This is a genomic window from Flavobacterium sp. MK4S-17 (assembly GCF_009848495.1).
GTDB lineage: Bacteria > Bacteroidota > Bacteroidia > Flavobacteriales > Flavobacteriaceae > Flavobacterium.
Genome location: NZ_WWEP01000012.1, coordinates 25446 through 44004, shown reverse-complemented (window position 1 = coordinate 44004; position 18559 = coordinate 25446). Strand labels below are relative to the sequence as shown.

Here is an 18559-nt window from a genome sequence, read left to right as displayed (position 1 = left end):
TTATGCCGCAAAGTTCAGCAGAAGTTACAAAGAAAGTACTTATTGTTACATATTACTGGCCGCCTGCCGGAGGGCCGGGAGTGCAGCGCTGGCTGAAATTTGTTAAGTATCTTCCTGAATTTGGTATTGAGCCTATAGTATATGTGCCGGAAAATCCAACTTATCCGTTGGTTGACGAAGGCCTTATGGATGAGGTTAGCCTTAGTTTACAAATTATTAAGCACAGGATAACCGAACCTTATGCCTGGGCTTCCGTTTTTTCTAAGGGTGATACAAAAAAAATAAGTTCCGGTATAATCCCGCATAAAAAAAAGCAATCGTTTGTGCAGCGTGCCATGCTGTGGATAAGGGGTAACATTTTTATCCCCGATGCCCGCGTGCTTTGGGTAAAGCCCTCGGTTAAATATCTTTCGCATTATATACAGCAACATAATATAGATACCGTTATAACAACAGGGCCGCCACACAGCCTTCATCTTATTGGGCTTGAACTTAAAAAGCAGCTGCAGGTTAACTGGTTTGCTGATTTTCGTGACCCGTGGACAACCATTGGCTACCACAAAGAATTAAAGCTGGGAGCTAAAGCAGCTAAAAAACATAAGGAACTGGAGAAAGAAGTGCTTAATTATGCTGATACCGTTATTGTAACCAGCCCTACAACAAAAAAAGAGTTTGAAGCAATTACCACCAGGCCTGTAGAGGTTATTACCAATGGTTATGATGTAGAAAAGACTGGCAGGCAAAAACCTGATGAAAAGTTTACACTGGCGCATATAGGGTCTTTTCTTTCGGAGCGCAACCCGCGCATTTTATGGAAAGCTTTATCTGAGCTTGTAAAGGAAAATCAACAGTTTAAAAATAATTTTGAATTAAAGCTGATAGGGGCTGTAAGCCAGGAAGTGCTGGATGCACTGGAAGAATTTAAATTGATGCCTTATTTAAATAATATGGGATATGTGCCCCACGCAGAGGCTGTGGTACAGCAAAGAAAATCTCAGGTATTGCTTTTGGTGGAAATAGACTCTGTTGATACTAAATGCATAATACCGGGCAAGCTTTTTGAGTATATGGTTTCAGAAAGGCCCATATTAGCTATCGGCCCGGAAGATGCAGATATCGCCCACATTATCAAGAGCACCAATACAGGCGTTTTTACTACTTATTATGAGCTTGAGAAAGTAAAAAATACTTTACTTGAATTTTTTAATGCTTACCGTAAAGGCGAACTGAAATCTCACGCCATAGGTTTGCAGCAATATTCACGCAAAAACCTTACTGCGCAGTTGGCCGCCTTAATTAAAAAGTAAATCCCGCCAGACTTAGGAGTACTGACGGGACTTAACAAACCAACCAACCAATTATTAACAAAATCCCAATCATGAGATTCTGTTTATTATATACGCAACTAATGTGCCAAAGGATTTATTTATAATGTTAAAATTTTCTATATAGAAAAATTATAACGTTTTTTGGCTATTCTTTTAAAACTGCAATTTTACGTAAAAAAAATGGATTCCCATTCGCCAGCTTAACTAATTTGTCATAAATAGCATTTTTATGTATTTCCTTAAGAAAAATACCTGAAATCAATATTTCATCAATAATAAGTCCTTTAGTGGCTGGAGCATCGGCAAATAATAAAAATTCGATATTCTTTTCGCAAAGTATATCGTCCATAACCATAAATAAGGCTTCTTTGTTAATATGACCGCCTGAATTAAATATTTTATTTTTTATTTTTTTAAATAACGTCAGGTAAGATGCAGGGGTTTCTTTAGCCGTTAAATAATGCTTGTAATCTTTAATATAACCAAGGGCATAATCATAAGCATTCCTTTTTGCAGGCTCACCTAAAATTCCGTAAGCTTCGGCTATTTCCTTAAATAATTCCTCGCTTTTATGGTTGCCACTATTTTTATCAGGATGATACTGTACAGCCAGTGTCCTGTAGGCCTTTTTTATTTCAGCCTGAGAGCATCCGGGTGTTACACCTAATATTTTATAATGGTTTTTCATTTCACTTTCATTCTATATGAATAATACAATTTATAAAAGTAATTATATATGGCTACAAAATAGCAATTGTAAGAATTTACTGTTTTAAATAATAAAGTTATATTAAATAATTGTTCTGCAAATATAAACTTATTAAATTGTGGCCTTTATTATAAACCAAAATGAGTATGAAAAAAATTACATTTTTATTAGCGATTTTATTTGGTATTACTGCCCAGGCTCAGCTGCCTGAAGATTTTGAAGGTGCTGTTTTTCCACCTGCGGGATGGGCTGTATATGCCGGGACAAATGGTGAGGGCCCTGAAAATAGCTGGGGCGTAACAGAAGAAGCCTACAATGGCACGGGAGCAGCCTATATTGAATATGAAGCTGCTTCGGATGGTACTGTAGCAGAAGACTGGCTTGTAACCCCATTGGTAACTATTAGTGCCAGTGCAAGTTCACTTTCTTTTTATCAATCCCAGTCTTATGGAAGTGAATATGGATCTGAATATACTGTAAGGATATCCACAACTTCGCAAACTGACCACGCAAGTTTTACTGTTGTTGATTTACAGTCAGAATCTGATTTCTCAAACACGTATTCACAAAAAATTGTTGACCTTAGTGCTTATGCCGGGCAATCGGTTTATATTGCCTTTGTAATGTCAAACAACGATGGAGATGACTGGTTTATTGACGATGTGGAAATGATTGACACAAGTTCTTTGGTTTTACCAACTTGTGCATCTAACCCTACACCTACAGATATGGCTACCAATATTCCTGTAGGCGATGTAGTTTTTGCATGGGATGCGCCAACAACAGGATCTGAACCTATTACTTATGATTTATATTATGGCTTAGAACCGGGTGAGGCTACAAACCTGATAGGTAATTTTGAAACTACATCTGCTGATATTGATTTATCAGGCTACAGTACAACTTTTTACTGGAAAATTGTACCGAGAAATACTTTAGGCCAGGCAGTAGGTTGTGTTGAGTGGAGCTTTACTACAGAGGCAGAGCCTGTTGTAGCACCTGATTACACCAATGATTTTGTAGAATTTCCAGGAGAGGGCTGGACTACTGCTTCCGGTACTTTGGCAGAAGGCCCTGTTTATGCAGGAAATTATTGGAGTGCAGATGCATTTGGAAATGATGAAACTTCAGGTTCTGAAAGTGCGGTTGTAAATATTTATGAAGGTTTTCCACTTTTTGGATCTCCGGCAACAAGTGACTGGCTTTTATCACCTTTGTTTAATTTAACAGCAGGAACATACTATATAAATTTTGATGCCGCACTTACAGGGTATAATGTTACCACGCCTGCCAGCTTTGGGCCGGATGATTTTGTAGCATTACTATATACTGCTGATAATGGTACAAACTGGACTGAAATTACCCGTTGGGATGCCACAAACCCTGTTACTGCAGGTGCAGTTCCTGAAATTGCATTTTCACAGACAGGTAACGTTAAATTTGCTTTTTATGCAGAAACAGTTGAAGCTTCTGGCACTGATGTTGAATTTTTTATCGATAATTTCAGCCTGACTCAAAGCTCGCTTAGTGTTGCAAATAACAATTTAGAGAATTTTGCTTACTATCCTAACCCGGTTAAAAATATTTTGAACCTTTCTTACACTTCTGATATTGAGGGTGTGGAAATATATAACCTTTTAGGACAAACCGTATTGCAAAAAGAATTAAATACAAGCAATGCCCAGGTAGATTTATCTACACTTGCTGCAGGAAATTACTTTGCCAAAGTTAAAGTAGGTAATGCAGTAAAAACTATTAAAATAGTGAAGCAGTAATATAACTTCAGTATAAATAAAAAAACCAGCCATTCGGCTGGTTTTTTTATTTATGGTAATCATTACATACCATCTTCTGTATTTTCCATAGCAAACTGTGAGTAATACAGGTTTTTATAATAGCCTGTTTCCCGGTTGATAAGGTCGTAGTGCGTGCCCTGCTCTACAATTTTACCCTTATCCATTACAATTATTTTGTCAGCATTTACAACTGTTGCCAACCTGTGGGCAATAACTATGGATGTCCTTCCCTGCGTAATGGTATCGGTTGCGGTGCGTATAAGTTCTTCAGAATACGTATCTACAGAAGAGGTAGCTTCATCCAGTATTAATATACTTGGATTGCTTACATAAGCCCTTAAAAAAGCTATAAGCTGACGCTGCCCTGAAGAAAGCATAACGCCGCGCTCCTTAACGTTATAATCATAACCGCCCGGAAGGCTCATAATAAACTCATGTACGCCTATGGCTTTGGCCGCGTTGATAACATCCTCTCGGGTAATATCAGGTTCATTAAGGGTAATGTTGTTTAATATAGTATCGGCAAAAAGGAAAACGTCCTGCAAAACAATGGCAATCTGTTTACGCAGGCTGTCCAGTGTAAAATCATATATATTAATACCATCAATAGTTATGCTGCCGCTGTCAATTTCATAAAAGCGGTTCAGCAGGTTAATTATAGTTGACTTACCTGCACCGGTAGCACCTACAATAGCAATGGTTTCACCGGCTTCTACTTTAAGGTTAATGCCCTTTATAACTTCTTCGTTTTCTATATAGCTGAAACGGACATTTTCAAAAATGATCTCACCATTAAAATGCCCTGCTTCCTGCTGGCCCGGCACCTGTATGTATTGTTCCATATCCAGGAGTTCAAATACCCTGTCTGACGCTACTATACCCATTTGCATTTCATTAAATTTATCAGCTATCTGCCTTAACGGGTTAAACAGCATACTAATCAGCATGGTATAGGCAAAAAGGTCGCCAAAGGTGGTCATATTATCACCGTTTAATATATTAAGTCCGCCATACCATATAACAAAACCTAATGTTAACGAAGAAATAATATCTGCAATAGGGAAAAAGATGGAGTTATACAGAATATTTTTTTGCCAGGCATCATTATGTTTTTTGTTTATCTGTTTAAACTTTTCATATTCTATGTCCTCACGGTTAAAAAGCTGGACTATTTTCATACCGGTAAGCCTTTCCTGAACAAAGGTATTAAGATTAGCCACCTGTGCACGTACCTCTTCAAACGCGCCTTTCATTTTTTTCTGGAAAATGCGTGTGGCATACAGCAGTATGGGCATAGCAAGTATAACTATCAAAGTAAGCTTCCAGTTCATATAAAACATAAAAGCCAGTACTACAATCATTTTCAGTAAGTCGCTTATTATCATGAACAATCCCTGGCTAAATATGCGTGCTATAGATTCAATATCAAAAACAGTACGTGTTACCAGCCTTCCCACAGCTTCATTATCAAAAAACTTCATTCGGAAAGAGGTAATATGCCTAAACAGTTTTTCGCGTATGTCTTTTACAATATCCTGTCCCAGCCAGTTGGCCCAATACACAAAGTAGTACTGAGATATTACTTCAAGAAGGAGCACGCCACCCATCAATAATATGTAATATAACAGTCCCTGCTTATCGGCATTGCTTATATAGCTGTCAACAGTCTGTTTTAATAAATAGGGGCGCAGTGCGGCAAATATTGATAATGATATTGCAAAAACAATTACCCATGTAAAACGGGTGCGGTAAGGCTTTGCAAATAGCATTAACTTTTTTAATGAGGATGACTTTATGGCTTTCATAACAATTTAAAACGGCTTAAATATACGGATAAATAACCTTTGTAAGGTATAACCCATGTGCGGGAACCGAGAAGCCTGCACGGCTCCTGTCCCGGCTTTTTATTATAATATGTAAATCTTCAACAGTAATTTTTCCGGTACCTATTTCCACTAAAGTGCCTACTATAGCCCGTACCATATTTCGCAAAAACCTATCGGCAGTTATGGTAAAAACAAGCCTGTTGCCATTTTTTTCCCAGTATGCTTCCGTAATATCGCAATTAAAGGTTTTAACGTCGGTATGTGTTTTGGAAAAACATTTAAAATCTTTATACTGCAATAATATTTTTGCTGCCTCATTCATTTTGTCCACGTCCAGGTGATGAAAGTTATACCAGCTCCCTTCATGTATAAAAGCATCCTTAAAGGTATGAATGTGATATTCATAAGTACGGCTTGTGGCATCAAATCTGGCATGGGCTTCATCATCAACCGGTATAAAACGATATACAACGATGTCTTTTGGCAAAAAGGAATTCAGTTTTTGTACCAATAAATCATTATCAATCTCCGGATAATCAAAATGGGCATACATACGTGCAGCATGCACACCGGTATCCGTCCGTCCTGCACCAACAACATCAATTTGCTGCCGCAGTAAAACTGACAATGCTTTATTTATAGTTTCCTGAACCGTAATGCTATTGGGCTGCGATTGCCAGCCGTGGTAGTTTTTTCCGTTGTAGGCAAATTCTATAAAATATCTCAAAACTGGCTGCTGAAAAATTACACGCAAAGATACTTAAATAAAGGCTGGTTAAAAAGTAAAATTATAATGCATAAGCTGCCTTATAACACGTTTTGTAACTTTGTTTAAAATGTAGTTTATAAATGAAAAAAATACTGCTCCTTTCCGATACCCATAGCTATATAAATGATACTATTTTAAAATATGTAAAACAGGCAGATGAAGTGTGGCATGCGGGCGACATTGGAGATTTATCGGTAACCGATACTATAAAGAATATAAAGCCGCTTAGGGCGGTATATGGCAATATTGATGATAATAATGCGCGACAGGAATTTCCTTTAAATAACAGGTTTATGTGCGAAGGCGTAGATGTATGGATAACGCATATTGGTGGATACCCGGGTAAGTATAATGTTGCGGTGCGTAATGAAATTATGCAGAATCCGCCAAAGCTTTTTATCTGTGGGCATTCGCATATTTTAAAAGTACAGTACGACCAAAAACTGGGATTGCTGCATATGAATCCGGGAGCAGCAGGTATTAAAGGCTTTCATCAGGTGCGTACTATGTTACGCTTTGTAATTGAAGGCGATAAAATACAACAACTGGAAATAATAGAGCTTGGTAAACGGGGCTAATAAAAAAAGCCGGGCTGTTAACCCGGCTTTTTCTCGCACTAATAAACTAAGTTAAAAGGTTTATCGTAATCTGTCAACAGATTTTACGAGATCTTCGTCCTTTTTGATAGCCTTATTGGCAAGGCTTAAAAAAACGATAGAAATAATCGGAAGAATCATCCCAATACCCTTCTCAGAAACAGCCTTTGCAGGATCTGCCTCTCCGGATAAATTTAGTGACCGATATACAAATAATCCTAATAAAATTAAATTCAATATTATATTCAGTCTGCCCATTACAAACTGTTTTTTCCTTTTTTTGTAAGTAAATATACTCACCAGCGATAGCGTTGTACTAAGCCCGAACAGCGCTACGAACGACAGGTCGAACATAAAAAAGTATTCCTGCCCATTTTCCGTTTTCCACAAAGGGAAAACAAAAGGCAGTACACCTGTTGCAATAAATGCTATAAAAAGATATATAGTTTGTATTCTTTGTAACATTACCGCTTGTTTTGCTCCACAAAATTATGTTTTCTTTTTAAAAAAATGCTATTGCATACTAAAAATAAATTTGTATTATTGCACTACAAAATCATAATTACTTCATTCCGCGAAGTATATAATGTTTTCCCAACAAAAAAGATTTTACACTTCCCGTTAACACACACTATAATTTAACTCTAAATTTTTACATGTTTGATATTTCTGAATTAAAAGAAATGAAGCTTCCTGAGCTTCAGGAAATTGCAAAAAAAGCGAAGATCAACAAATACAGAGGTTTAAAAAAAGACGATTTAATTTACCAGATTTTAGACCAACAGGCAGCAGACCCTGCCACAGTTAAAACGCTTTTTGACCCTGCTGCACCGGCAGATAAAGCTGATGAAAAAACAGCAGAAAAACCAAAAAGGGCAAGAATAAGCAAGCAGGAAAAGCCTGCTGCTGATAATAAACCGGCACCTAAAGCAGAAGTTAAGCAAAGGGAAGAAAAACCGGCTGCTAAAAACGATAAGCCTGCAGGGCAGGATACAGAAACAATCCGTACTGAAACTGCTGAAGTAAAAGAAGTTCCGGCAGTAGAGAAAAAACAGGAAAGAAATATACCACAAAACCTTAAAGACAGGAAAAAGAATACTCCTGTTAAGGAAAGCAAACCCAAGACTGATAATAATACTGATGCAAAGTCCGCAAGGCCGCAATTATCAGAGGAGGAAAGGCAGGCGCAAATAGAAAGGGCCAATGCCAACAACCCAAACCACCCGAGCTATAAAAAGAAACAGCAGCACCAGCAAAATTTCCGTGAGCCTGATTATGAGTTTGATGGCATTATAGAAAGCGAAGGTGTTTTGGAAATGATGCCTGATGGTTATGGTTTCCTTCGTTCATCAGATTATAATTACCTCGCATCGCCTGATGATATTTACCTTTCCAATTCACAGATAAGGCTTTTTGGGCTTAAAACAGGGGATACGGTTAAAGGAGTGGTAAGGCCTCCAAAAGAAGGCGAAAAATATTTTCCGCTTGTTAAAGTGCTTAAAATTAACGGGCATGACCCGCAGGTAGTGCGCGACAGGGTTTCATTTGAGCATTTAACCCCGCTTTTCCCTGATGAAAAGTTTAACCTTGCTGATAAGCAAAGTACTATTTCTACCAGGATTATCGATTTGTTTTCGCCAATTGGCAAGGGCCAGCGTGGTATGATAGTGGCACAGCCCAAAACAGGTAAAACCATGTTGCTGAAAGATATAGCCAACTCCATTGCCGCGAACCATCCTGAAGTGTACCTTATAGTATTACTTATTGATGAGCGCCCTGAAGAGGTAACAGATATGCAGCGCAGCGTTAGGGGTGAGGTAATAGCCTCAACCTTTGATGAGCCTGCCGACCGCCACGTTAAGGTAGCCAATATTGTGCTTGAAAAAGCCAAACGCCTTGTTGAGTGCGGCCATGATGTGGTAATACTGCTTGACTCAATAACACGTCTGGCAAGGGCATATAATACTGTACAGCCCGCTTCGGGCAAGGTATTGAGTGGTGGTGTAGATGCCAACGCACTACAAAAGCCAAAACGATTTTTTGGTGCAGCACGTAATATTGAAGGCGGAGGCTCGCTTAGTATTATTGCTACAGCACTTACCGATACAGGCTCCAAAATGGATGAGGTTATTTTTGAAGAGTTTAAAGGTACGGGCAACATGGAATTGCAGCTTGACAGGAAAATTGCCAACAGGCGTATATTCCCTGCCATTGACCTTACGTCTTCCAGTACACGCCGTGATGATTTATTGCTTGACGAAAAAACAATACAGCGCATGTGGATAATGAGGAAATACCTTGCCGATATGAATCCTGTGGAAGCGATGGACTTTATTAATGACCGCTTTAAGAAAACAAGGAATAATGAAGAGTTCCTGCTTTCTATGAATGATGATTAATTAAAAAAGTATAGTTACTATAAATAAAAAATCCCGCTTTAAGGCGGGATTTTTTTATTATTCGCCGGTAACTTCCTTAACCAGTATAACTGTAGCCTTAAATCCTGTTGCTAAATTCCACTGGTTTGATGATACTATATTTTCCTTATCATCATAAACCCGGAATTCGGCTGTATTGGGGCCGGAAGTCCCTTGGTTTAATGCCTCAAAATCTATTTTATTAAAGCCGGGCTCCAGTGTTATCTGTATCCCTCTAAAATCACTGTCTAAAATTATCTCAGGTACTATTATCCTGTCGTTATGCAATATTTTAATCCTGTCGCCATCTACGTATTCAAAATCGCGGGCAAGTATCTGTACATATTTAGCGTTAGTTTTATGTTCACCAAAAAACTGGTTGCCCCTGAAGGCCTCGTTGGATTCTCCACGCGGTTTAATAGTAGTCCTGTCGGCATATTCCTGGCTCCGGTTTACAAAATTATCTGTTTGCAGCAACACACTGGAATTATTTTCCTTTTCAGCACCAACTTCAATTTTTGGCAGGTGGAGGTTTTTCTTTTCGGGAGTAAGGTTAAAAGGGCTTTCCACCGGTGTTGTTGCCGGCGCTGTAGGTGTTATAGGCGTGTTGCTTCGGGGTATGGCAATACCGCCCGAAGGCTTTGTATCATATTGTGCCCAAAGCCTTGCTGAAGATAAAAAAAGGAATGCCAGTAAGAAAAAATATCTCATGTATAATACCCGATGATTTAAACAAAAATACAAAATTACAGTTTAAGCATATTTTTAATTAACGCCTGTAAAATCATATTATTTTACATCAAAGATAAAGCCAGAAATTTACAGAGCCTATTTATGCCTGCCCGTGCGGCTTTGCTCTGCATTCCAGTCGTCGGCACTTTTATTTTGGTCGCGTTCATCAAACTGTGCAGGTTTATCTTTCCCTTCGTAATGTGCATTATGGCTCACATCATCATTTGCCTGTGTAGTTTCTGTATTTGTTTTCCTGTTCTTTTCCATAGCAGTTTTTATTTTAATATTACATAAATATTATAAATCAGGCTGTTAAGGATATTGTAAAGTGCAGTTAGTAAATAAGTTCTTCCACATTTTTCCTGATGTTCTCGGCAATTATATCGGTAGGAAGGTCATTGGGGTCAGTTCCAAAAGGGTCTTCAATCTCTTCTGCAATAAGCTCAAGGCTGGCAAGTACATAAAAAATAAATACCACTACAGGTATTACATAATACCCCAACTGAAAAACATATCCAAAAGGAAGCGTCATTACGTAAAAGAAAATAAACTTTTTAATAAATGCACTGTAAGAATAGGGTATGGGTGTATTTTTAATACGTTCGCAGGCACCGCATATATCAGTAAAGGATTGAATTTCAGAATCCAGTATAATTAACTGGTCACCTGTAATTTTACCGGATGTATAAAATTCATTTACGCGGGCAATCATGTTTTTTGCAATCTGGTTGGGCTTATGTTTGTAATGGTCGGCAGATAGCGTTGCGTCTTCAAATAATTCATGGCTAATGTCGGCATTTTTAAGGTGCAGGCTTAAAACTGAAGCATAAGCCGGGATGAGTTTCTTCATAATTTCCTTATCCTCTTTGTCCTTTAGCATTATTGACATTTTTATGGCAAGGTTGCGGCTGTTGTTTACAAGCGCGCCCCACATTTTCCGCCCTTCCCACCAGCGGTCATAGGCAGTATTGGTGCGGAAAACCAACAGCATTGAAATAACAAAGCTAAGTATGGTGTGCACTACAATAATATTTTTTATCTCGCTGCTTTGGGAAAGCTGCCAGTACTCAAGTTCAAGATATGCAATGCCCCAGGAATATACAGCTATACCCGCCATAACCGGTAAAAGCTTACGGAAAGTATCGCCTTTATGAAACCTGAAGATAAAAGAAAACCACTCTTTAGGGTTGTAGGAAACCATGCAGTATATTTTATGTCAAATATAACGTAAGAATTATTATCAGGGGCCTTTTTTACTCAATTTCAATCCATACGGGTGCGTGGTCGCTTGTTTTTTCCCAGCCACGAACATGGCGGTCAACCCCGGCTGATTTAAGGCGGCCTTCAAGTTTTGGGCTTAGCAGGAAGTGGTCTATCCTCAACCCTGCATCCCTGCCATAAGCATTTCGAAAATAGTCCCAAAAAGTATATATTCTTTCGTCAGGATATAATTTTCGCAAGGCATCTGTCCAGCCCTGAGCCACGAGCGAATGGAAAGCTTCGCGTGTTTCCGGCCTGAAAAGCGCATCTTTTACCCAGCGTTCCGGTTTATATACATCAAGTTCGGTGGGCATTACATTAAAATCGCCTGCAAGCACTACAGGTATATTAAATTTCAAAAGTTCAGCCGAACGTGCTTTCAGCCTTTCAAACCACTTTAGCTTATAATCAAACTTGGGGCCTGGTGCAGGGTTGCCGTTTGGCAGGTACAGGCAGCAGATAAGCACATCATTTACCATAGCTTCAATATACCGGCTTTGTAAATCTTCCTCATCACCAGGCAGTCCGCGCCCCACTTCTTTTATTTCAATATTATGTGCTAATATTGCTACCCCGTTCCAGCTTTTTTGCCCATGCCATAACGCATTATACCCGGCATCATTAATGGCCTCCAGCGGAAATTTTTCCTGCGGTGCTTTCAGTTCCTGCAAACACACAACATCAGGCTGGGCCTCTTTAAGCCATTTTAATAAAACCGGCAGCCGGCCGTTAACACCGTTTACATTATAAGTAGCTATTTTCATTTTTGGGTATTATTAATAGTAAGTCCCATTTCACTTAATTTTTCACCGCCTTTAATACCAAAATCCAGTGTGCGGATAGGGAACGGAATCATTATGCCATTGGCATCAAATGCTTTTTTGATACTGATGATAGCCTCACTGCCTACTTTTTTAAACTCCAGTTGCTCGGCTGTGTCAATCCACATGCGAATGGAAAAATTAATGGAACTGTCACCAAACGATTCGTAAAAAAACGCGGTTTCAAAGGTTTTTGAAATGCCGTCTATATCCTTAACAGCATCAAGCGTTACCTGCCTTACTTTTTCAAGGTCTTCCCCGTAGGAAACACCTACCTGCAAGTCAAAACGCCTCTTTTTCAGGTAGGAGTAATTTTCTATAGGATTTTGAAAAACATCCTTATTGGGTATTATAACGGTTTGCCCGCCAAATGTGCTTATAACCGTATCGCGCAGGTTTACCTCAACTACTTTGCCCATAATCCTTTATATTTACAATATCCCCCACACGTATAGGTTTGCGGAATGAGATAAAAATACCCGACATAAAATTAGCGGCTATATCCTGGAAGGCAAAAGCCAGTGCCAAACCTAATATACCTGCTCCTGCAAGGGCTGTAGTTACTGCCCTGTCCAGCTTTAGGACAGATAGTGCCGTGAAAATTACAATGCCAATAAAAATGATATAAATAACTGAACTGAAAAGGTTATTGAGTGTTACATTGGCCGACATTTTACGTATTAACCGCAGGGACAGCCTGCGAACCCATTTAGCTATAAAGAAGCCAACAACCAGTATAATGGCAGCTATAACAATATTAGGCAGCATACTGATTACAGCCTCTGCCCAGTTTACCAGTTTTTCAGTAATAAGTTCGGAAAAGGAGTATATGTTAAACTGCATAAATCTATTTTTAATATTATGTTTGGTTATTAAAAATAGTAAATTCAGAAGAAGATATTTATTAATTGATGATTTATTTGCTTATTTTAAGTCATCAATTATATCAAAAAAGTCGTATTCATGTATTAGCATTATTGTATGTCCCTCTTTTCTATAGTTTAATGCTTTTTCTACTTTTCTGCCATAGCAGGCAAAAGCCCATGCTGGATTGCCACTATCTCCCACAATTAGATAATCAGTTTTTTTAGTGACACTATTTACTGTTATACCTCCAAGCTTTTCAATATCTTTTTTTAATTCGTTTCTATTCCCTCTATTTAAAACTCCTGTTATACAAAAAGTTTTTCCATCAAATATTACTTCAGGCTCGCTCGTACATAAGCCTCCAATATTAATACTTGTAGTTTCTTGAGTTATCTTATTTGAGATTTCTTGGTCATGCAATCTTATAAAATGTTTAAAGAACGCCTTTAAAACCAAAATTTCTTCTTCTTCAATTTTTTTATCACTAATAATAGACAAAATTAAACTTCTCAACTCATCGTAAGGATAATAAGATGTAAGGTGTTCATTTCTATTAAGCCAAGTATTTAAATTATAGATTTCAGTTTCATTAATAATTCCATCTGCCATTATTCCATGACATAATCCTTGTAAAGTTTGCAAGTCAGCCGTTACCGCATTATAGTAATAACTATCCTGCTCATATTTTTGACATAACCAATATAAATCTTCAATAGTTTCATGTATTGTATCTTGATTAAGTTCATCTACATCAATTAAAGAACTTTGTATTATATACATAAATTCTTTGAAAGGATTTCTTTTTATGAGAGCTTGATGCGTTAAAGCCCATTTATTAAGTTCATTGATTTCTGCTTTATTAACTACACCATCTAAATTTATTCCCTCTAATATACCTTTCAAAGAATTAATAGCTTTATCTGCTTCACTACGGGTAGTAAATATTCTGTATTCCAAAGTATTGATTGATTCCATGAATTAAATATTTATTTCAAATATAATTAAATATTTAACTAATATAATTCCAGATATTTTTCTTTTTGGTAATTTCTATGTAGGCATTTTTAAGTGCAGCATGTTCAGGTTTAGCTAACGATGGATCTTCCTTTAGCAGCTTTACGGCATGGTGGCGGGCAAGCGATAAAATATCACGGTCTTTAACCAAGTCGGCTATCTGCAGGTTCAATACCCCGCTTTGCTGTGTGCCCATAATATCACCAGGGCCACGCAGCTTCAGGTCAACTTCCGCTATTTCAAAACCGTCATTTGTACCGCACATGGTTTCCAGCCTTATTTTACTGTCATTACTTAACTTGTGCCCGGTCATTAATATGCAATAGCTTTGGTCGGCACCCCGGCCCACACGTCCACGCAACTGGTGCAACTGACTCAGCCCGAAACGTTCGGCACTTTCTATAACCATTACACTGGCATTGGGTACATTAACCCCAACTTCAATAACAGTGGTGGCAACCATAATATTGGTTTTACCCTTTGCAAAACGCTCCATTTCGCTGTCCTTGTCGGCTGGCTTCATCTTTCCGTGCACTATGCTTACGCTGTATTGCGGCAAAGGAAAATCGCGTGATATGCTTTCGTAGCCATCCATAAGGTCTTTATAATCCATGGTTTCACTTTCCTGAATTAACGGATATACTATATAAACCTGCCGCCCCTTGGCAATTTCCTCTTTAAGGAAAGCCCATACCTTTAAGCGGTTATTGTCAAACCGGTGTACTGTTTTAATAGGCTTCCGGCCCGGGGGCAGTTCATCTATTACAGATATATCAAGGTCACCGTAAAGGCTCATGGCAAGCGTTCTTGGTATTGGGGTTGCAGTCATTACCAGTATATGCGGCGGAATATCGTTTTTATGCCACAGTTTGCTGCGCTGTTCCACGCCAAAGCGGTGCTGCTCGTCAATAATGGCAAGCCCTAGGTTTTTAAATTGTACTTTATCTTCCAGCAGGGCATGGGTGCCTATAATAATATGCAGTGAACCATTTTCAAGTTCCTCATGTATTATTTTCCTGTCAGCGGTTTTGGTAGAGCCTGTCAGCAGGCTTATTTTAATCCCTAATGGTTCGGCAAGTTTAGTAAGCCCGTTATAATGCTGCGTGGCAAGAATTTCTGTCGGGGCCATTAAACATGCCTGGAAACCGTTATCAAGCGCAAGCAGCATGCTCATTAAAGCTACAATAGTTTTACCTGAACCCACATCGCCCTGCAAAAGCCGGTTCATTTGGGCAGGCTGCCCCATATCGTGCCTTATTTCCTTTAAAACCCTTTTTTGGGCATTGGTAAGTTCAAAAGGCAGGTGCCTCTCATAAAAAGAAGTAAAATAATCGCCTACAACATCAAATACATGCCCTTTTATTTTATGTTTCCTGATAAGGTTTTTGGTTATTAGCTGTAGTTGTATAAAAAAAAGCTCTTCAAATTTTAGCCTGAATTGCGCCCTTGCCAAAATTTCCTGGCTTTTAGGGAAATGGATGTTGAACAGTGCTGCGTTTTTAGGTATAAGGTTCAATTCCTTCAGGAGTGATTTTGGCAATGTTTCACTGAATAGCGCCTGCGTTTCTATAAAAAGCTGCTGCATTATTTTAGCCATAACCTTATTGGTAATGCCCCTTTGCGACAGCTTTTCGGTACTGGGGTATATAGGCTGCATGGCGGTGCGCAGGCTTTTTTCATGTTCTGCAAGCAGTTCCATTTCAGGATGCGGCATGCTGAACTGCCCGTTAAACTGGGTGCATTTTCCAAATATTACATAAGGTACATTTATCTTTATACTGTCGCGAACCCATTTTTGCCCCTGAAACCATACAAGTTCCATTTCGCCTGTACCATCGGTAAATGTGGCTACAAGCCTGCTGCCACGCTTTTGCTCAACTGTCCTTATATTGATAACCTTACCTACAACCTGTACTTCAGCACCACTGTTTACCAGTTCATTTATCCTGTAATAGCGTGTGCGGTCAATATACCGATTTGGGAATAAATGCACAAGGTCGCCATATTTATGGATGTTAAGTTCCTTGCGTAATAAATCGCCGCGTGCAGGGCCAACGCCTTTAAGGTATTCTATGGGAGTTTCAAGGAGGTTATTCATCCGGGCGCTTAAGTCCTTATATTTGTAAGACCGCCTGCTTAGAAGGCAGATGACCTATATACCAGTATATCGGTTACGATTTGAGATGCTAAGATAACAAAAGTTGTTAAATCATGATAACGCAACTTATACACTAATGGTCATTTCCCCGGTTGTGCATGGTATTTGCTTAACTTTGCAAAAACTTAGTTTATGAAGCACGCCTTAAAATACTTTTTTTACCTGTTTGTACCGTTAGCAGCGTTTTCTCAGCAAAAAGGAGTAGATTTTAAAACAGCGACTGTTGCTATTGCTTTTAATGTGCCTGATAAACAAGTGGAGGGCAGGGTAAAATATATTTTTGACGTAGCTGATAAACCCGATACCATATACATTGATGCACACAATATGGAGTTTAACGATGTAAAACTGAACGGTAAAAAAGCAGGTTGGGTAAAATCGGCAGCACAGCTTAAATTATTTAAAGGCTATAAAAAAGGCAGTAATACGGTTGAGTTTATTTATACAGCTAAGCCCCGCCAAACACTTTACTTTGTAAAGGATGGCAGTTACAACCAGATATGGACGCAGGGGCAGGGTAAATACACAAGCCACTGGCTGCCCAGTTTTGACGATGTTAATGAGAAGGTAATTTTTAATATTTCGGTAGCTTTTGAAAAGGGTTATACTGTATTGGCAAACGGTAAACTGAATAAACGCTTAAAAGGTAAAAACAATACTGAAGTTTGGCATTACGGAATGGAACAGCCTATGAGCAGTTACCTTGTTATGCTTGCCATTGGCAAATTTGAAAAGCGCAGTGAAACCTCCGCATCGGGTACGCCGCTGGAATTTTACCTGCGTAAAAAAGATACCGCAAAGTTTGAACCAACTTACAGGTACAGCAGGCATATTTTTAATTACCTGGAACAGGAAACAGGGATAAAATATCCCTGGGGCATTTACAGGCAGGTACCTGTACTGGACTTTTTATATGCAGGGATGGAAAATACAACATCAACCATTTTTTCACAGGATTTTGTGGTTGATTCCATAGGTTTTAACGACCGGAACTATATTAATGTAAATGCGCACGAGCTTGCCCACCAATGGTTTGGCAACCTGGTAACGGCCCAAAGCAGTAAGCACCATTGGCTGCAGGAAGGTTTTGCCACCTATTACGCCCTTTTAGCCGAAATGGAGTTATTTGGGGAAGACCACTTTTATTATGAGCTATATGAAATGGCCGAGCGAATACAGCGGGCTTCAAAAACAGATACAATCCCAATACTGAATGAAAAAGCCAGTTCACTTAGCTTTTACCAGAAAGGCGCATGGGCATTACATGTGCTTAGGGAAGGAGTGGGGCATGATGTTTTTAAAACAGCGGTAAAAAACTACCTTGAAAAATATGCGTTTAAAAATGCCACGACAGATGATTTTCTTGCTGAAATAAATAAAGTTTCCGGTTATGATACCGCAGCTTTTAAAAAGCGGTGGCTTGAAAGCGGAAATTTTGAAGTTGCCGAAGCCATTGAATTACTAAATAAAAACCGCTTTATGCAGCTTTATTTTAAGCTGGGCGAATTGGCGGACAAACGTTTTGAAGAAAAGAAGCCTATTTTTATGCAGGTGCTGGAAAGCGACCAGTTTCTGCCTGTAAAAGAGGAAGTATTGTTTCAAACAGCGGATATTCCTTTTGAGGAAAAGGCTGAGCTTGTGCGGTATGCAATGCAACATGGAAATATGAGGCTGCGCCAGGCAGTGGCACGCACCGTTACCACTATCCCCGAGGGGTTTGAGGATGAATATGAAACCCTGCTGTATGATAAATCATATATTACCAAAGAAATAGCACTTAATGTATTATACAGCCGTTTTCCTGAAAAGAGGACGGAACTGCTTACTATAGCAGACGGATGGATTGGATTTAATGATAAAAATTTAAGGATACTATGGCTTACACTGGCTTATAAAACAGACGGCTACAGGGAATCTGAAAAAGAGGATTTTTATGCCGAATTGCTGCATTACGCTTCTCCTGCCTATGAAAGTTCTGTAAGGCAAAATGCATTGGCAAACTTGTTGTATATAGGCAAGCCTGACCCGATAGTATGGGAAAACCTGATAAACGCCACACTGCACCATAAATGGCAGTTTGCAAAATTTGGCAGGGAAACCCTTAGAAAACTTTTAAAAAGAGAAGGTTACAGGCATTATTTTGAAACACTTTTGCCGGGGCTTCCTGAAGCTGAAAAAGCAAAGCTTAACCAGCTGCTTAATGAATAAAAAAAGAGGGAACTGTGAATAACAGTTCCCTTCTTTAAATATATGTATTTACCTGGAT

The 18559-nt window shown here is 38.8% G+C and carries 15 protein-coding genes and 1 pseudogene; 5 read left to right on the top strand and 11 right to left on the bottom strand.

The annotated features are described in order from the left end of the window. Positions 1 to 2: 2 nt before the first annotated feature. Positions 3 to 1307, top strand: coding sequence for a glycosyltransferase family 4 protein (locus GSF09_RS05650; protein WP_159799966.1), 1305 nt, complete (start codon positions 3 to 5; stop codon positions 1305 to 1307). A 166-nt stretch (positions 1308 to 1473) separates the two neighbouring features. Here the strand turns inward: GSF09_RS05650 and GSF09_RS05645 are convergent, their stop codons facing one another. Then, positions 1474 to 2016, bottom strand: coding sequence for a J domain-containing protein (locus tag GSF09_RS05645; RefSeq protein ID WP_159799965.1), 543 nt, complete (start codon positions 2014 to 2016; stop codon positions 1474 to 1476). A gap of 167 nt (positions 2017 to 2183) precedes the next feature. On the opposite strand from GSF09_RS05645, the gene GSF09_RS05640 reads away from it, so the two are divergent. Further along, complete coding sequence (locus tag GSF09_RS05640) at positions 2184 to 3812, top strand: T9SS-dependent choice-of-anchor J family protein (protein ID WP_159799964.1); 1629 nt, start codon at positions 2184 to 2186, stop codon at positions 3810 to 3812. A 62-nt stretch (positions 3813 to 3874) separates the two neighbouring features. Here the strand turns inward: GSF09_RS05640 and GSF09_RS05635 are convergent, their stop codons facing one another. Next, on the bottom strand, positions 3875 to 5638 hold the full coding sequence (locus GSF09_RS05635) for an ABC transporter ATP-binding protein (protein WP_159799963.1): 1764 nt from the start codon (positions 5636 to 5638) through the stop codon (positions 3875 to 3877). Between the two features lie 16 nt (positions 5639 to 5654). Continuing rightward, positions 5655 to 6386: a tRNA pseudouridine(38-40) synthase TruA gene (truA, locus tag GSF09_RS05630; protein WP_159799962.1), complete on the bottom strand. Its 732-nt coding sequence runs from the start codon at positions 6384 to 6386 to the stop codon at positions 5655 to 5657. A gap of 122 nt (positions 6387 to 6508) precedes the next feature. Here truA and GSF09_RS05625 point away from each other — a divergent pair, with 122 nt between their 5' ends. After that, the gene (locus tag GSF09_RS05625) at positions 6509 to 7006 is read left to right on the top strand and encodes a metallophosphoesterase (RefSeq protein WP_159799961.1); all 498 of its coding nucleotides are present in this window, start codon (positions 6509 to 6511) and stop codon (positions 7004 to 7006) included. Between the two features lie 60 nt (positions 7007 to 7066). Here the strand turns inward: GSF09_RS05625 and GSF09_RS05620 are convergent, their stop codons facing one another. Further along, entirely contained in the window at positions 7067 to 7489 is a 423-nt protein-coding gene (locus tag GSF09_RS05620; RefSeq protein WP_159799960.1) for a DUF4293 domain-containing protein, read from the bottom strand. Between the two features lie 191 nt (positions 7490 to 7680). Between GSF09_RS05620 and rho the strand changes: the two genes are divergently transcribed. Further along, on the top strand, positions 7681 to 9423 hold the full coding sequence (rho, locus tag GSF09_RS05615) for a transcription termination factor Rho (protein ID WP_159799959.1): 1743 nt from the start codon (positions 7681 to 7683) through the stop codon (positions 9421 to 9423). A 57-nt stretch (positions 9424 to 9480) separates the two neighbouring features. Here rho and GSF09_RS05610 read toward each other — a convergent pair whose 3' ends face one another. From GSF09_RS05610 to recG, 7 genes and pseudogenes are all read right to left on the bottom strand, one after another. Beyond that, positions 9481 to 10152, bottom strand: coding sequence for a hypothetical protein (locus tag GSF09_RS05610; RefSeq protein ID WP_159799958.1), 672 nt, complete (start codon positions 10150 to 10152; stop codon positions 9481 to 9483). A 117-nt stretch (positions 10153 to 10269) separates the two neighbouring features. Continuing rightward, complete coding sequence (locus GSF09_RS05605; protein WP_159799957.1) at positions 10270 to 10440, bottom strand: hypothetical protein; 171 nt, start codon at positions 10438 to 10440, stop codon at positions 10270 to 10272. 67 nt (positions 10441 to 10507) lie between these two features. Further along, positions 10508 to 11374: a bestrophin family protein gene (locus tag GSF09_RS05600; RefSeq protein ID WP_159799956.1), complete on the bottom strand. Its 867-nt coding sequence runs from the start codon at positions 11372 to 11374 to the stop codon at positions 10508 to 10510. A 52-nt stretch (positions 11375 to 11426) separates the two neighbouring features. Continuing rightward, positions 11427 to 12197 carry an exodeoxyribonuclease III gene (gene xth, locus GSF09_RS05595; RefSeq protein ID WP_159799955.1) on the bottom strand — a complete coding sequence of 257 codons (771 nt, stop codon included), beginning with the start codon at positions 12195 to 12197 and terminating at the stop codon, positions 11427 to 11429. Further along, positions 12197 to 12989, bottom strand: a pseudogene (locus tag GSF09_RS05590) (mechanosensitive ion channel domain-containing protein); the annotation flags it as partial. The gene xth and the pseudogene GSF09_RS05590, both read right to left, overlap by 1 nt. A gap of 189 nt (positions 12990 to 13178) precedes the next feature. Next, on the bottom strand, positions 13179 to 14096 hold the full coding sequence (locus tag GSF09_RS05585; protein ID WP_159799954.1) for a BRCT domain-containing protein: 918 nt from the start codon (positions 14094 to 14096) through the stop codon (positions 13179 to 13181). Between the two features lie 34 nt (positions 14097 to 14130). After that, positions 14131 to 16233: an ATP-dependent DNA helicase RecG gene (gene recG / locus GSF09_RS05580; RefSeq protein ID WP_159799953.1), complete on the bottom strand. Its 2103-nt coding sequence runs from the start codon at positions 16231 to 16233 to the stop codon at positions 14131 to 14133. Positions 16234 to 16425: 192 nt separating this feature from the next. Here recG and GSF09_RS05575 point away from each other — a divergent pair, with 192 nt between their 5' ends. Next, positions 16426 to 18501, top strand: coding sequence for a M1 family metallopeptidase (locus tag GSF09_RS05575; RefSeq protein WP_159799952.1), 2076 nt, complete (start codon positions 16426 to 16428; stop codon positions 18499 to 18501). The last annotated feature ends 58 nt before the right edge of the window (positions 18502 to 18559 follow it).

Bases quoted from the DNA above. Each gene is read 5' to 3' on its own strand.
- recG (WP_159799953.1), bottom strand. From the start codon at position 16,233: ATGAATAACCTCCTTGAAACTCCCATAGAATACCTTAAAGGCGTTGGC.
- GSF09_RS05645 (WP_159799965.1), bottom strand. From the start codon at position 2,016: ATGAAAAACCATTATAAAATATTAGGTGTAACACCCGGATGCTCTCAG.
- GSF09_RS05610 (WP_159799958.1), bottom strand. From the start codon at position 10,152: ATGAGATATTTTTTCTTACTGGCATTCCTTTTTTTATCTTCAGCAAGG.
- GSF09_RS05650 (WP_159799966.1), top strand. From the start codon at position 3: ATGCCGCAAAGTTCAGCAGAAGTTACAAAGAAAGTACTTATTGTTACA.
- GSF09_RS05620 (WP_159799960.1), bottom strand. From the start codon at position 7,489: ATGTTACAAAGAATACAAACTATATATCTTTTTATAGCATTTATTGCA.
- GSF09_RS05635 (WP_159799963.1), bottom strand. From the start codon at position 5,638: ATGAAAGCCATAAAGTCATCCTCATTAAAAAAGTTAATGCTATTTGCA.
- GSF09_RS05605 (WP_159799957.1), bottom strand. From the start codon at position 10,440: ATGGAAAAGAACAGGAAAACAAATACAGAAACTACACAGGCAAATGAT.
- rho (WP_159799959.1), top strand. From the start codon at position 7,681: ATGTTTGATATTTCTGAATTAAAAGAAATGAAGCTTCCTGAGCTTCAG.
- GSF09_RS05625 (WP_159799961.1), top strand. From the start codon at position 6,509: ATGAAAAAAATACTGCTCCTTTCCGATACCCATAGCTATATAAATGAT.
- GSF09_RS05600 (WP_159799956.1), bottom strand. From the start codon at position 11,374: ATGGTTTCCTACAACCCTAAAGAGTGGTTTTCTTTTATCTTCAGGTTT.
- xth (WP_159799955.1), bottom strand. From the start codon at position 12,197: ATGAAAATAGCTACTTATAATGTAAACGGTGTTAACGGCCGGCTGCCG.
- GSF09_RS05640 (WP_159799964.1), top strand. From the start codon at position 2,184: ATGAAAAAAATTACATTTTTATTAGCGATTTTATTTGGTATTACTGCC.
- GSF09_RS05585 (WP_159799954.1), bottom strand. From the start codon at position 14,096: ATGGAATCAATCAATACTTTGGAATACAGAATATTTACTACCCGTAGT.
- GSF09_RS05575 (WP_159799952.1), top strand. From the start codon at position 16,426: ATGAAGCACGCCTTAAAATACTTTTTTTACCTGTTTGTACCGTTAGCA.